The following is a 13,932-nucleotide window of genomic DNA, read 5'->3' on the forward strand; positions in this document are numbered from 1 at the left end:
CGGAAAGTTCGATGGCGGAAGCGTTTGTCGTGGCCTTCCGCCAGCCGCGCACATCACGCAGCGGATTGCAGGTTCAGCCAGAAATCCGGCGTCGTGCGAAAGTATTTGGCGAGCCTGAGAGCGGTGTCTGTCGTGACCGGGGGTTGTTCGGCAAGCCGTTTAATCGTTGTGCGGGGAAGATGCAGGCGTCCCTCGCTATTCGGCTCATCGAGGCTATCTCCTCTCGCCGAAAGCTCTTTCCAGAACACGACCATCATTCCCTCAACCCAAACAGGAACGAATCGCATTGCTCGACTGTTATCCGACCAACAATATCAGGATCGGATCGGCCGATGCGAATGCTCATGATGATAATCCTGGCGCTGATGATCGCATCGGTGGTCGGCATATTAGTGGTGAAAATGTTCGACGGCGGCGGCACCAAGAGCGATAAGCCGCCGCCCGTCATTCAGCAGCCGGAGCCGAAGTAGCACCGCGCCGCCTCATCAGCTCGCCCATCACCTTCTCCGTCAGCCGGTCGCATTTCCAGCCGGCGAACGGAAACGCATCTAGCGCGATCGGCCCGATCATTTCGTCGAGCTCACGGCGCAGGAGCGCGCGTGCCCGGTGCAGGCGGCTGCGCACCGTTTCGGGCTTGAGGGATAGCAACTCTGCGGTTTCCTCCACGCTCATTTCCTCGATCACCCGGGCGATGAACACGAGGCGGAATTCCTCCGGCAGCTTGTCGGTTGCCTCTTCCACGAGTTTCAGGATCTGTCGCTGCGCCATTGAGGTCTCGGGGTTGTCGATCGGCGAACCGGTGGGGAAATCGAGAACGCGGCTCTGCATCGGTGCGGAATCGACGGACACTTCGGGCGTGCGGCGCGCCTTGCGCAGCCGGGCGAGCGCCTCGTTCATGACGATGCGCGTCAGCCAGGTGGAAAAGGCGCTGGCGCCCTCGAAATCGCCGAGATGGCGAAACGCCTTGAGATAGGCCTCCTGCAGCGCATCCTCGGCCATCGCATCATCGCGCAGGATACCGCGGGCAATGCGGAACAGCCGCTGGTTATAACGCCGCATGATGGCGCGGAAAGCTTGCGGATCGCGCGCCAGCGCCAGCGCCACCAGTTCGTGATCGTTTCTCTCCGCTGCCGAAATTTCCGCCCGCTGCGCCATGGCTCATCCTTTTTCCGCATTGGATGCCGGGGCAAGGCGAATGTTCCCGGCATCCGGAAAAAACTTTTTGGGGAACGCCCGGCCGCTCCCGGCATCAAAGTCTGCGTAGGAAACATCGACCGGCAGTATTCGCCGGATGGAGGACCAGATGCAGAAACACCTTATCGCCGCGCTCGCCGCGTTCACGCTCTCCGCCCCCGCTGCTTTCGCCGCCGGCGCAGCGCCCACCGACCCACAGATCGCCCATATCGCCTATACGGCCGGCGTCATCGATATCGAGGCAGCCAGGCAGGCGGTCGAAAAATCCGGGGATAAGGAGGTCGTCGCCTTCGCCAAGGATATGATCCGCGACCACGAGGCCGTCAACAAGCAGGCGCTCGATCTCGTCAAGAAGCTCAAGGTGACGCCCGAGGACAATGATACCAGCAAATCGCTGACATCGAATGCCGAAAAGGAGCGGCAGAAACTCTCAAAACTGAAGGGTGCCGCCTTCGACAAGGCCTATGTCGAGAATGAAGTCGCCTACCACAAGGCCGTCAACGACGCCCTTAAGACGACGCTGATCCCGGCCGCGCAGAACCCGGACCTGAAGGCCCTGCTGGAAACCGGCCTGAAGCTTTTCGAAGGCCATGAGCAGCATGCCGAGCATGTTGCCTCGATGCTGAAATGAAGGTCATGAGTGTCATGACCGTGATGGCGATCCTGCCCAAACTCTGCCTTGCGGCCGCCCTCTCCGTCACGGGAACGGCCGCAAGCGCCACCACGATCGAGGTCACCATCGAAAAGCTTGAGTTCAGGCCGGCGGTGGTGACGGCGCGGCCGGGCGATACGATCGTCTGGCGCAACAAGGACGTGATGGATCACACCGCGACATCCAAAGGAAGTTTCGACGTGGTGATCCCGGCGGGCAAGTCGGGCTCGACTGTGGTGAAGGGTGACGGGGCGGTGGATTATTACTGCCGCTACCATCCCAACATGAAGGGACGGATCGAAGTGGGGCGGTAGTGGCTGCCTCACTCCTCATCTTCTTGAGCAAAACAATGAAAGACCGTACCCGAAGCCCCCTCACCCTAACCCTCTCCCCGCTGGGTAGAGGGGACTTGCCACGCGATAGCTTCGAGATTGCCAAGACGGTGCGGCATTCCCTTCTCCCCGGCGGGGAGAAGGTGGCCCGAAGGGTCGGATGAGGGGGCCGCGCGCTCCACTTTCGCGACTTCTCCGGCTCCACTTTCCCCTCACCCATTCACCGTCACGCTCCCACCATCAAAGCCAATCGGCCGGATGGGGGCAATCACGACCAGAGATTTGCTTCCGTATACGCATCCATCCAGCGCCAGACCCAGGCCATGGCGAACATCGTCAGCAACCAGCCAAGCACGACGTCCGAAAGGAAATGAGCGCCGAAAATCACGCGATTGAATGCCACAAACAGGAGGCAAGGCACCAGCACGATCGCGGCCGCCCGCCTGAACTCGGCGGGCACCAGCACCAGCAGCGACAATGATGCCGCGGCTGCGGAAGCCTCGCCGGAAGGGAAGGAGCAGTTGCGGCTGCACGCGGCGGAAAACTGCCATACCGGCGTAAAATCCATGGTCCCGCCGAACTCGACAAGGTCACGAGGCCGTACGCGCCCGATGAGAACCTTGAGCGTCTGGACCGTGAGGAGCGGGCCTGCGGCAAAGCTCAGAAGCACGAACAAAGGCTTCTCGGGCGGGCAGATCCGCATGCGTTCCGGCAGGAGCCTCTGCAGCGCGATCAGCACGATCATCGAACCGATAAGATAGGGCTGTGCGAGGCGGCCTTTATCCCTTACCTCCCGCAGGAACGGATTATCGGCCAGAACGAAAATCCCGCCGCTGGCAAACCAGCGCGAAACCACGAGATCGAGATTGGGAAAGACGATAAAGACGAAACTGACCCAGACGATCGATGTGCCGATGACGGCAAGCGCCCGATCAGCTCCGGATGGCGTTGCCGGCAGGCGCACGCCGCTGGAGGCGGAATTCCAGTAACCAGATACAAATTTTCGCAAGCCGGTATCTCCGAAGGCAGCAGCATCGGCCCGAAAATCGGAATCGATTTTCGGAAAGCCTGATGCGTCAAATCAAAGCGTTAGAGCGTCCGTTGCGCGTCCGAATGGACGCGCGGCGCTCTCGTCGGCGGCAAGCTGGTTTCGAATTGTCAAGAAATGACGAGGAAGAGATCAAGGCGCTGTTGAGAACAGGCTGGCTGACCTGAGAAAGCACGCTTGCAAATTGCAGAAATCTTTCCTGTCCGCGATAGTGGGTGTGCGGCGGCAAAGCCGGCAAAGACAATCGAACAACCGCAGGGCATTGGGGTGGATAACAGTCTCGTTCTGATCGTTGAGGATGAACCGGCAATCGCGCAGATACTGGAAGGGTATTTGTTGCGCGACGGATTCCGTACCGTTCGCGCCGGCGACGGCGAAATCGCGCTTCAACATCATGCCCATCTGAAACCGGATCTTGTGCTGCTTGACGTGCGCCTGCCGAAACTCGACGGTTTCGACGTGCTCGCGCGCCTGCGCCAGACAGGATCGACGCCTGTGATCATGGTGACGGCCGTTGCCGATGACATCGACCGGTTGAGCGGCCTGCGCCTCGGCGCCGACGACTATGTGGTCAAACCCTTCAATCCGCAGGAGGTTGTTGCCCGGGTCAAAGCCGTCCTGCGCCGGACGCAGGGAGACCAGGCCGAGGTCATCAAGCGGTTCGGGGATATAGAGGTCGATTTCGCCAGCTACACGGCGTTTGTGACGAGCGACGGGCGCCGCACGCATCTATCCCTGACGCTCAGCGAATTTCGAATTCTCGCCTACATGATACGCCGTCCGACACAGGCTTTTGCGCGCGCCGATATTCTCGACGCCTGCCTGCCGGAAAGCGATGCTCTGGTGCGCACTGTCGACACGCATATTTCCAACCTTCGGCGCAAACTGGAAGACTTGGGGCAGAACGGCTTCTTTCCTGCGGTGCGGGGAATTGGCTATCGGTTTTCGGATCCAAGATGAGACTATTCAGGCTCCCCTCGCTGCCGCTTGCAACGGTCACCGCTATCATCATCGGCGTAATGCTGCTCCTCAGCGTCGGCATGACCTATCTCGGGGCCATCTGGTATTCCGACTATCTTGAAGACAGCATCATTGAAAACCTGCCATCGAGAGCCGCGGCTGCCTATCGCGATCTGGACAATGGCGTTGTCCCCGACCAGGATTCGCTGAAGCTCCTCCTCGCCAACCTCAATGGGCTGCAGGAAGAACAGACAGATTTCCAGCTCCAGCTCCTGATTCTGACCTGCGGCCTGCTTTCGGCCCTTGTCTGCGCCATTATCGGGATATTCCTGTCGCGACAGATCGCAAGGCCTCTCGCAGAACTCACATCTGCTGCCGACGGCCTGAAATCCGGCGACTTTTCGGTGAGCGTCACGGCCTCGCGCCACGCCACCCGGGAAGTCGCCAGTCTCATGGATACCTTCAACGCGCTCGCGGCCAGCCTGGACAGCATGGAGACAAGACTGCGCTTCAACAACATGGCGGTCGCCCACGAATTGCGCACGCCGCTGACGATCCTGCGGGGTTCGTTGCAGGGCATGCTCGACGGCGTCTTCCCGATGGACCGGAAGATGATCTCCGACCTCCTGCTCCAGGTGGAAGGTCTCGGGAGAGTTGTCGAAGATCTGCGCACCCTGTCGCTGGCGATCGGCCAGAAACTCGTGATGGAGCGTGAACGGACCGACGTGTCGCAGGTGGTAGAAGCGGTACTGACATCGGCCAAACCCATGCTGGAGACCAGCACGCTGACGCTCGAAACCGGCCTGCAACCCGCCTTCATATCGGTGGACTCGCCGCGTATTCGCCAGGCCGTGCTGGCGCTTCTGGAAAATGCCAGCCGCTATGCGGCAGACGGCAATTGGCTGCGCTGCGAAACGGAGCAATTGCCGGATGAGAGCGTCGTCATCCGCTTTCTGGATCGAGGTCCCGGATTTCCTGAAGGCCTGGATGCCGTGGCCACGAACCCATTCTGGCGCGGTGATCCCTCACGCTCTCGCGCAACGGGCGGCACAGGACTGGGACTATCGGTGGTGCAGGCCATCGCGGTTGCCCATGGCGGACATCTTGAATTCGCAAGCCGGGAGGGCGGCGGCGCGATGGTCGCAATCCACCTGCGCCCGGCATAGTGCGCAAGGGTGCGGTTACTCCGCCGGTCAGCCGCTGTCCAACGACGATAGTCGCGCTGATATCAGTTCGAGCATCCAAAATATCATGCGAGTACTTTTAGGCTATCCGCCCGCGCGGTCGTTGCCACCGTGCGCGGCGATGAACATGGCCACGGCCGACCGGCAATAGGATTCGATTTCGTTGGCGTCCTCTGCTCTCGCCTGATCGAAGCGTGCAATGATCAGGAGATCGGATCCTTTGATAAGCGCAGCAAACAAGCGGGCGGACTGAAGTGGATCGGGCACGTTCAGAACCGCCTTCGCGTGCAACTGACGCAACAGCGCCTCGATTTGGGCGACGATATGGGCGGGGCCGGCTTCGTAATGGACCTTGCTCAACGACTTTTGATTTGGGGTGTCGGCCATGACCATGGCTTCGACATTGCGGACGTCTGGACGCAACAGCGTGCGAAGCAGGGATGATCCCACCGCCATGAGCTGATCTTCGGCCGAACCGTCGACGCCTTCGAAAAGGGCTTGTGGTATTAACTGCTGGCAGCGGGCCGCAAACGCCGCGCCAAACAGCGCCTCCTTGTTCTCGAAGTGCCTGTAGATGCTGAGCTTGGAAATCTTCGCCCGCTGGGCGACCTTGTCCAACGTCGTCGCCTGAAAACCCAATTCCGCAAAGAGTTCGCTCGCGGTGTCGACTATCGTTTGGCCAAGCGCCTCGTTGGCGGGCCGGCCGCGCCGGCCCTGGCTGTTTTCGCTCACGATAATTATGATCCTTGACAGTATCTTTATTCCCGAATTACGATACTACGCAGTCTCCAAAATTCCAAGAGTGGATTTTATCGTGTCCTCCAAATCAAGTTTCTCCTTCCATTCACAGCTCGGAGCCCATCCCCATGGATGACGTCATCATCATCGGCGGCAGCTTTGCCGGCCTCGCCGCCGCCCTGCAGCTCGGCCGTGCCCGCCGCAAGGTCACCGTTCTCGATACCGGTCTCCCGCGCAATCGATTCGCCGGCCACTCGCACGGCGTGCTCGGCCACGATCACAAGCCACCATCCGCCATCCTGGCCGAGGCGCGGCAGCAACTCGCGCGCTATCCTGCGATCAAAATGGTCAATGCCCGCGCCGACAGCATCTCCGGTACTATTGACAATTTCTCCGTCCTCACCGGCGAGGGCGAAAGCATTGGCGCGCGGCGCGTGATCTTGAGCTATGGCGTTGTTGACCAGATGCCCGATGTTCCGGGCTATGCCGAGGGTTGGGGCAAATCAATCATCCCGTGCCCCTACTGCGACGGCTTCGAAGTCGCCGGCCAGCATTGGGGGCTCGTCTGGTCCGGCCCGCAGTCAATGAATCAGGTCAGGCTGTTTCACGATTGGACCGATCGGTTGACGGTCTTCGCCGATGGTCACGACGTCACATCCGAAATACGGGCCGATCTTGCGGGCCGCCAAGTACCTCTCGTTGATGGCCGGATCACTGAAATCGCCCATCGCTGGGGTCATAGCGCCACCGTCAAGCTCGATACCGGGCCCGATGTCATCGTCGACATCCTGTTCGCCCATCCGCGCAACAAGCCCTCCGCAAGCCTGCATGACTCACTGGGTCTCGCCACGGTCAACACGCCAACCGGTATCGCCCTCAAGACCGACGAACGCCGCGAAACCAGCACGCCTGGCATCTATGCCGCCGGCGACCTTGCCAACCCCGGAATCCCCTCGGTCACCACCGCGATATGGCAAGGCGCGATGGCGGGCATCTTCGCTCAGCAGTCGATGCTGGTTTGAGAGCACAGATTCCCTTCTCCGGCTGTCGCCGGCTATCATATTCTGGAGGTTGCGGGCCGGTGCCACGGAAAACCGACTGGCACGCCGACCCGCAATGTCCCAGCCACACCTGCACCCGCCTTCGCTGAGGGCCCGGCAGGAGCAGAGGGGGCCACGGTACAGCGCCAGATCCCCGCCCCCATTTCACCTCCTCAACCGTTCATCCGCAACGCTCCCACCATCAAAGCCAAATCGGCCGGATGGAGGGTGATCATCCGCCCCGGCCCACACCGCCACCAGGATCGGATGACCCCAATGTGCATGTTCTCCTCCCCGCCGAAAGCCGAACCGCCGCAGGCGCCGCCTGAATACGCTCAGCAGAAGACGCCAGACTACGCCGCCGCCCAATCGACCGCAGCGCGGCGCGCCTCCGACAAGGTGAAGGGCGCCCCCTCGACCATTCTAACCTCTCCGTCAGGCGCGCCTGTTCTCGCCGATACGCAGACCCCGGCGCTGACGGGCAATACGCTCAAGAAGACGCTGCTCGGGCAATAAGGCGGAGACATCAATGGAAAATCTTCGTCGCGACAACGAGACGCAAATTGCCTATCACCGCCGCCGGCTCGCCGAACTGAAAGAGGTTCGCCAGCCGTGGGAGGCCGAGTGGCGAGCTTTGGCCGAGCATATCGAGCCGACGCGGCTGAGGCTCCACTCCGGCCGGGAAGGCCCGCGCTCGCGTGACAAGATCATCGACAGCACCGGCACCCATGCCTATGAGACGCTGAAATCAGGCATGCATTCGGGGCTGACCTCGCCCGCCCGCCCCTGGTTCCGGCTGACGACCTTCGATCCCGATCTGAAGAAGCAGGATTCCGTCAAAGTCTATCTCGCCGCCGTGCAGGACAAGATGCGCGAGGTCTTTGCCGCCTCCAATCTCTACCGCGCCTTCCATATCGGCTATGGCGATCTCGGCCAGTTCGGGCAATCCGTGGCGATCCTCGTGGAAGACGAGGAGACTGTCATCCGCGTGCAGCAGCTGGTGCATGGCCGCTTCTGGCTCGCGCGGGATCACAAGGGGAAAGCCACGACCCTCTACCGCACCTTCCGCTGGAGCGTGCAGCGCATCATCGAGCGTTTCGGTTATGACAATGTGCCGGAGCGGCTGCGCAGCCTCTATGACTCGTCGAAATACGGCGAATGCTTCGATGTCTATCACGCCATCGAACCGCGCTACGACCGCGATCCCAGACTGATCGACAAGCGCAACAAGGCCTTCCTCTCCAATTACTGGATCGACGAGCTCGGCGGCGATCTGCTGGAAGAAAGCGGCTTCGACAGCAATCCGATCATCGCGCCCGCCTGGGAGCTTTCCGAAGACGATCACTATGCGCTGTCTCCCGGCCAGAAGGCGCTCGGCGATATCAGGATGCTGCAGCTCGAGCAGACGCGGAAGCTGGAGGGGATCGACAAGAAGGTGCGCCCGCCGATGAATGCGCCGACCTCGATGCAGAACAGCCCGGCCTCGCTGCTGCCGGGTGCGGTGAACTACGTGGATGATCCGACCGGCAAAGGGTTCCGGCCGGCGATGGAGGTGAACCTCAGCCTCGCAGAGCTGCGCGAAGATATCCAGGAAGTGCAGAACCGCATCGAAAAGACCTTCTTTGCCGATCTCTTCTTCGCCATCACCAATATGGAAGGTGTGCAGCCGCGCAACCAGTTCGAACTGACCCAGCGCAAGGAAGAGCAGCTCCTGCAGCTCGGCCCCGTCTTGGAAAACGTCTTCGGCGATCAGCTCGGCCCCACCATCGACCGCACCTTCGATATTCTCGCCGCCCGTGACGAGCTGCCCCCGCCTCCGCCGGAGCTGCAGGGCATGGAATTGAAGGTGGAATATATCTCCACGCTCGCCCAGGCGCAGCAGGCGGTCGCGACAGGCGCGATCGAGCGCGGCGTCGCCTTCATGGGCCAGGTCTCGGCAGTCAAGCCGGAAGCGCTCGACAAGCTCGATGTCGACGAGGCGATCGACCTTTATTTCGATGCGATCGGCGCCCCGCCTTCGATGATCCTCGCTGATGACAAGGTGGAGGATCTGCGCTCGCAGCGCGCCCGGCAGATGCAGGCGGCACAGACCGCGCAAATGGCCGCGCAGGTGGCGCCCGCCCTCAATCAGGGCGCCAAGGCCGCACAGGTGCTGGCTGACGCCAATGACAACCCGAACGGCGCGGCGCTACTGCGCCAGCTGGGGCTCGCCTGATGGACCATTTTAAGGATCAACCATCCATCCCCCAAACCATCGGGCGAGACGAAATCACCACGGCGTTTCGCGAGGTCTTCGCCACCGCTTCCGGCAAGCGCGTGCTGTTCTGGATGCTGGAGCAATGCGCGATCTACCAGGAAGCCTATGCGGGAGAGCTCGTCAACGCCACGCATTACACGCTGGGCAAGCAGGGCGCCGGCCGGCGGCTGATCGCCGAGCTCGACCGCATAGACCCGACGCTCTATCCGCGCCTGCTGCTGGCGATCGCGGATCTCAAGGCAAGTGACAAGGCAGCGGCGGCAAGCCGCGCCGCAAGTGAGGAAAGCGAAGACCATGACGTTGATGCTTAAGATCGGTAGGCCGCAGATCGCGATGAGCGCCGAGGGCGCAGGCAGCGGTGGCGGTGAAAGCGCTGCGCCCGAAACCATTCTCTTCCCCGAGGATGCACCATCACCGGATGGCGACACCGGTGGCGATGACCACGCCGAAACCGAAGACCGCGACGCCGGCAAACCTGACGATAGCGCTCACGACGATCCTGATGACCGCGTGCCTGATGATGGCCGCTACCAGCTCACCATGCCCGAGGGCATCGAAGTGGATCAGGAGCTGATTGACGCGCTCGGCCCCGATTTTCACTCCCTCGGCCTGACCAACCGGCAGGCGCAGCAGCTCGCCGATCGCTTCATCGAAATCCAGGGCCGGCGCGGCAAGGCGGCTTCCGAAGCCTGGGCCGGCCGCGTGCAGGGCTGGGCCGACGAAGCCCGCAAGGACCGCGAGATCGGCGGCGCCAAATGGACCGGCACCGTGGGCTCCGCCCAGCGGGCGCTCTCGCGGCTCGGTACGCCGGCGCTGCGCGAGTACCTCAATTCCAGCGGCGGGGGCAACCACCCCGAGATGATCAGAATTTTCGCAAAGGTCGGATCGATGATCCAGGAGGACAACCCACCGAACGGCGGCGCGGGCGGAAACGGCAGGAAAGCCGAAACCGCGCACCTGATGTTTCCCAAAGACGCACCGAAGGGCTGATAAGACATGGCCACCATTGGCAGCTACTACCCCAATCTCGTTGACGCATTCAAAGGCTCTGCCGAAGGCGCCGTCATCGAGCTTCTCTCCCAGCAGAACCCGATCCTCGACGACGCGATGGCCGTCGAGTGCAACATGGATGCCGTGCACCGCCATATGGTGCGCACCGGCCTGCCCTCCGTTTCCTGGGGCCGGCTCTACCAGGGCATCAAGCAATCCAAAGCCACGATGCAGCAGGTGGATGACACGACCGGCTTCGTGCATGCCCGCTCCGAAATCGACATGCGCCTGCTCGATCTCGCACCCGACAAGGCGAAGGCCCGTCTGGTCGACACCATGCCCTTCATCGAGTCCCTGAGCCAGGAAATGGCCTCCGGCCTCTTCTACCATGATACGGCAACGACGCCGGAGAAGTTCAAGGGTCTTTCCGCCCGCTACTCCGCCTATAATCCAAACCTGCCGAATGTCGCCCAGCCGAACATCGCCAACCAGGTGGTCAACGGCGGCGGCACGGGGGCCGACAATACCTCGATCTGGTTCGTCACCTGGGGTGACCACGCCACCCACCTCCTCTACCCGAAGGGCACGAAGGCCGGTGTGAAGATCGACGACAAGGGCGAACAGCGCGTGCTGGATGCCAATGGCGACCCCTACTATGCCAAGGAAACGCTCTATACCTGGCATATCGGCGCGGCCGTGAAGGACTGGCGCTACAACGCTCGCGTCGCCAATATCGACGTCTCCGACATGATGGCCGGCACCGTCGATCTCTGGTCGCTCTTGCGCAAGGGCTACTATCGCCTGCAGTCGCGCCGCCTGAACGCCAAGGCCAGCCGCATCGCCATCTACATGAACAAGGATGTGCTCGAAGTGCTCGACGTGCAGTCCTCGGACCGCGCGCTGACCTCCGACCGACAGAACACCGTGCACCTGACCACGCAGTTCGTCGAAGGCCAGGAAGTGAAGTTCTATCGCGGCATCCCGATCCGCGAGACGGACGCCATCCTCAACACCGAAGCCGCCGTTCCGGCCCTCGCCTGATCGTCTCCCTCAAACCCGCCGTGATGAGCGGCGGGCACCCTCCTTTTAACGAAAGGCATTCGACATGATCTTCGACCGGCAGACGCTGCTTTCGGACGCGCAGGTTATCACCGCGTCAGGCCCCAGCACCAATGTCATCAATCTCGGCCCGATCAAGGCCGGCCTCACCCGCGATATCGGCAAGGGCGAACCGATCCCCTTCCTCATGCAGGTGGTGGAAAGCTTCAACAACCTGACGTCGCTCGCCGTGACCATCCAGACCGACGACAACGAGGCCTTCTCCTCGCCAAAGGCCGTCATCACCACGACCATCAACCTCGCCGATCTCAAGGCAGGCAAGATCATCCCGCCGAGCCATATCCCGCGCGGCACCGACGAGCTCTACCTGCGCCTGCTCTACACCGTGACCGGCACGGCACCGACCACGGGCAAGATCACCGCCGGCTTCACCGCTGGGGTTCCCTCGCATGGTTGATGTCGTCGCCACCGAGCGCGGCTATTTCGGCGGCGCCAGACGCGAACCCGGCGAGCGCTTCAGCCTGCCGGACGCGCTCTGGAAGGACGAGAAACGCCGCCCGACATGGGTGCGGCTCGCCCGATCCGGCGACAAGGCCGGCGTTAAGGCTGAAGCGGAACCGGCGGGTAAAAAGCCGGTCGCCAAGCCCGCCACACCTCCCGAGCCTGATGGTAACGGCGTGCAGGAAGCGCTTGGCGGCCCCGCCCCGGACTGGGTGCCGCCGGAAATCCAGAACTCCTCCCAGCCTGGCGACTGAAAATCCCGGTCGACAGGCCACCTCGGGCGGCTTCGGCCGCTCCTTTTTCTTGTTCAGCGAGGCAGAGCGCCGATGGCTAAACTCTATAGTATGCAGCGCGTCCAGGGCGTCGTCATCGTTGCCGACGGCACGCAGATGTTCAACAACCGCCCGGTCATCGGCATTCGCGATGTAGGCGACGCCATCCTGTTTACCGACAACAGGCCTGTTCTCGGCATCGATATCGTCAGCGATGGCGCGACCATCTATAACGACCTGCCCGTGCTCGGCGCCGTCATGATATCGGACGGGCGCAGCCTCTACGGAAATGCGCCGGTCATTCCCGTGAAGGGTGCGGATGTCGCGGTGCCCCTTCCTGCCCTGCCGCTGCCGGCAGGCGCAAAGGTCATGGGCCTCGGCCACAGCTTCATCGGGCTGGGTGCGCTGCAGACTTATACTGCCGGGCAGACGGCGACGAACGGCCATACCGGCTTCTACGAGAACGGCCGCACGGTCCTCTCCTGGATCAAGGCAGCCGATGGCCGCTTCAATCTCGATATGTTCGCCGAACTCAGCCATCCCTTCTTCGCACCCAGCTCCTTCGCGGCCTTCTCGGGCGCCATGGGCGGAAAATCGGGCGATTGCCTCAACCCTGTGGCTGGTTCGGAAGCGCAGTTCCCCGGCACGCTGGCCCGCACCGATTATGCGCTGAGCCAGAAACCCGACATCGTCTATATCGACATCGGCTACAACGATATCGTTCGCAACAGGACGCTTGCGGCCATCCTCACGGACCTCGACACCCAGATCCGGCGCATCGTTGATGCCGGCGTCTATGTGATCCTGCAGACGCTGAGCTGGACCAGCACGCTCGACGACGATCCGGCCAACGATAACCCGGAATGGCCGGGCATCCTCGCCGGCATCAATGCCTGGATCCTGGATCAGGAAGGCCGCGACGGCGTCGTGCTCTGCAACACGCTTGCGCTCGACGGCCCGGCCTCGGGCATCGCGCCGGCCATGTTCGTCGACGGGCTTCATCCCAAACCGGACCTGATGGCAAAACGAGCAGACATCCTCCTGCCGATCCTCCAAGGCATGGTTGCGGCCGGAGAAACGCGATCGCTCGACCCGCTCGCCGCCTACAACATCTTCCAGCAGAAGGGCACACCCGGAATTGCCGGCACCAAGACCAACGTCACGGGCGACGTCGCCACCGGCATGCGTCTCGTGCGCGGCACCGGCACCTCGACCTATGTCGGCAGCAAGGAAGTGGTGGCCGGCGGAAACGAAAAGCAGGTCATCACCATCACGCCCGTCAACGACGCGCTCGCCGTCCATACCGTAACCTACGGCCTGCCGTCCGCTCTCAGCCTCACAAGTCTCGGGCTGGCAGCCGGCGACTGGCTCGATATCGAAGTCCCGGTCGAGCTGAACGACTGGGCCGGCTGGGACTACCTCGACAGCTCCATCCGCGGCCCGGTCCAGATCGCCAACACGGTGACGGTGACGGGCGGCGCCTGGGCGACGGGCAACTACATCGGCGGGCGCGGACGTTCCCTCATCTGCGGCTCGAAACTCTGGCTGCCGGCCGGGCTGACGATGACGAACCTGCGCCTCGATAACCTGCTGGTCCTGAGGCACTTGTGCAATACGGGCGGGGTCGGGGTGGCCAAGATCGGGGCGCCGGTCATTCGCAAGATCGGCAGTCCAAGGACGGCGTGGGAGTTGGCGGCGTGAGCCG

17 protein-coding genes and 1 pseudogene are annotated in these 13,932 nt (G+C 62.2%); 14 read left to right on the plus strand and 4 right to left on the minus strand.

The annotated features are described in order from the left end of the window. Positions 1–62: 62 nt before the first annotated feature. A pseudogene (locus FHT92_RS29250) lies at positions 63–188 on the minus strand (transcriptional regulator); the annotation flags it as partial. A 256-nt stretch (positions 189–444) separates the two neighbouring features. After that, positions 445–1,155 (minus strand): RNA polymerase sigma factor, encoded by a 711-nt coding sequence (locus FHT92_RS10025; protein ID WP_183824393.1) that lies wholly within the window; start codon positions 1,153–1,155, stop codon positions 445–447. 148 nt (positions 1,156–1,303) lie between these two features. Here FHT92_RS10025 and FHT92_RS10030 point away from each other — a divergent pair, with 148 nt between their 5' ends. Then, positions 1,304–1,825, plus strand: coding sequence for a DUF4142 domain-containing protein (locus FHT92_RS10030; protein ID WP_183824394.1), 522 nt, complete (start codon positions 1,304–1,306; stop codon positions 1,823–1,825). 14 nt (positions 1,826–1,839) lie between these two features. Next, positions 1,840–2,160, plus strand: a complete 321-nt coding sequence (locus FHT92_RS10035; protein ID WP_183826194.1) for a cupredoxin domain-containing protein — start codon at positions 1,840–1,842, stop codon at positions 2,158–2,160. A gap of 286 nt (positions 2,161–2,446) precedes the next feature. Here the strand turns inward: FHT92_RS10035 and FHT92_RS10040 are convergent, their stop codons facing one another. Further along, the gene (locus FHT92_RS10040; RefSeq protein WP_183824396.1) at positions 2,447–3,187 is read right to left on the minus strand and encodes a phosphatase PAP2 family protein; all 741 of its coding nucleotides are present in this window, start codon (positions 3,185–3,187) and stop codon (positions 2,447–2,449) included. Between the two features lie 62 nt (positions 3,188–3,249). Here FHT92_RS10040 and FHT92_RS10045 point away from each other — a divergent pair, with 62 nt between their 5' ends. The 3 genes from FHT92_RS10045 to FHT92_RS10055 all read left to right on the plus strand — a co-directional run bounded on the left by FHT92_RS10045 (position 3,250) and on the right by FHT92_RS10055 (position 5,352). Next, positions 3,250–3,393 (plus strand): hypothetical protein, encoded by a 144-nt coding sequence (locus tag FHT92_RS10045; RefSeq protein ID WP_183824401.1) that lies wholly within the window; start codon positions 3,250–3,252, stop codon positions 3,391–3,393. Between the two features lie 100 nt (positions 3,394–3,493). Then, entirely contained in the window at positions 3,494–4,186 is a 693-nt protein-coding gene (locus tag FHT92_RS10050; RefSeq protein ID WP_183739647.1) for a response regulator, read from the plus strand. Further along, entirely contained in the window at positions 4,183–5,352 is a 1,170-nt protein-coding gene (locus tag FHT92_RS10055; protein ID WP_183824407.1) for an ATP-binding protein, read from the plus strand. Before FHT92_RS10050 ends, FHT92_RS10055 begins: the two co-directional genes overlap by 4 nt. A 102-nt stretch (positions 5,353–5,454) precedes the next feature. Here FHT92_RS10055 and FHT92_RS10060 read toward each other — a convergent pair whose 3' ends face one another. Then, the gene (locus tag FHT92_RS10060) at positions 5,455–6,102 is read right to left on the minus strand and encodes a TetR/AcrR family transcriptional regulator (protein ID WP_183824410.1); all 648 of its coding nucleotides are present in this window, start codon (positions 6,100–6,102) and stop codon (positions 5,455–5,457) included. A 134-nt stretch (positions 6,103–6,236) separates the two neighbouring features. Here FHT92_RS10060 and FHT92_RS10065 point away from each other — a divergent pair, with 134 nt between their 5' ends. The 9 genes from FHT92_RS10065 (at position 6,237) to FHT92_RS10105 (ending at position 13,928) form a co-directional block, all read left to right on the plus strand. Continuing rightward, the gene (locus tag FHT92_RS10065) at positions 6,237–7,130 is read left to right on the plus strand and encodes an NAD(P)/FAD-dependent oxidoreductase (protein ID WP_183824413.1); all 894 of its coding nucleotides are present in this window, start codon (positions 6,237–6,239) and stop codon (positions 7,128–7,130) included. Positions 7,131–7,424: 294 nt separating this feature from the next. Beyond that, positions 7,425–7,664 (plus strand): hypothetical protein, encoded by a 240-nt coding sequence (locus FHT92_RS10070; RefSeq protein WP_183739661.1) that lies wholly within the window; start codon positions 7,425–7,427, stop codon positions 7,662–7,664. A gap of 13 nt (positions 7,665–7,677) precedes the next feature. After that, positions 7,678–9,363 carry a portal protein gene (locus FHT92_RS10075; RefSeq protein WP_183824416.1) on the plus strand — a complete coding sequence of 562 codons (1,686 nt, stop codon included), beginning with the start codon at positions 7,678–7,680 and terminating at the stop codon, positions 9,361–9,363. Beyond that, the gene (locus tag FHT92_RS10080) at positions 9,363–9,716 is read left to right on the plus strand and encodes a hypothetical protein (protein WP_183824419.1); all 354 of its coding nucleotides are present in this window, start codon (positions 9,363–9,365) and stop codon (positions 9,714–9,716) included. Before FHT92_RS10075 ends, FHT92_RS10080 begins: the two co-directional genes overlap by 1 nt. Next, complete coding sequence (locus FHT92_RS10085) at positions 9,700–10,395, plus strand: hypothetical protein (protein ID WP_183824421.1); 696 nt, start codon at positions 9,700–9,702, stop codon at positions 10,393–10,395. Before FHT92_RS10080 ends, FHT92_RS10085 begins: the two co-directional genes overlap by 17 nt. A 6-nt stretch (positions 10,396–10,401) precedes the next feature. Beyond that, positions 10,402–11,436 carry a major capsid protein gene (locus FHT92_RS10090; protein WP_018115848.1) on the plus strand — a complete coding sequence of 345 codons (1,035 nt, stop codon included), beginning with the start codon at positions 10,402–10,404 and terminating at the stop codon, positions 11,434–11,436. Positions 11,437–11,500: 64 nt separating this feature from the next. Then, entirely contained in the window at positions 11,501–11,911 is a 411-nt protein-coding gene (locus FHT92_RS10095; RefSeq protein WP_183824424.1) for a Bbp16 family capsid cement protein, read from the plus strand. Beyond that, complete coding sequence (locus tag FHT92_RS10100) at positions 11,904–12,209, plus strand: hypothetical protein (RefSeq protein ID WP_183824427.1); 306 nt, start codon at positions 11,904–11,906, stop codon at positions 12,207–12,209. Before FHT92_RS10095 ends, FHT92_RS10100 begins: the two co-directional genes overlap by 8 nt. 72 nt (positions 12,210–12,281) lie before the next feature. After that, positions 12,282–13,928, plus strand: a complete 1,647-nt coding sequence (locus FHT92_RS10105) for an SGNH/GDSL hydrolase family protein (protein WP_183824430.1) — start codon at positions 12,282–12,284, stop codon at positions 13,926–13,928. Positions 13,929–13,932 lie beyond the last annotated feature (4 nt).

Origin of the sequence: Rhizobium sp. BK377 (genome assembly GCF_014193935.1) — a bacterium.
Taxonomy (GTDB): Bacteria; Pseudomonadota; Alphaproteobacteria; order Rhizobiales; family Rhizobiaceae; genus Rhizobium.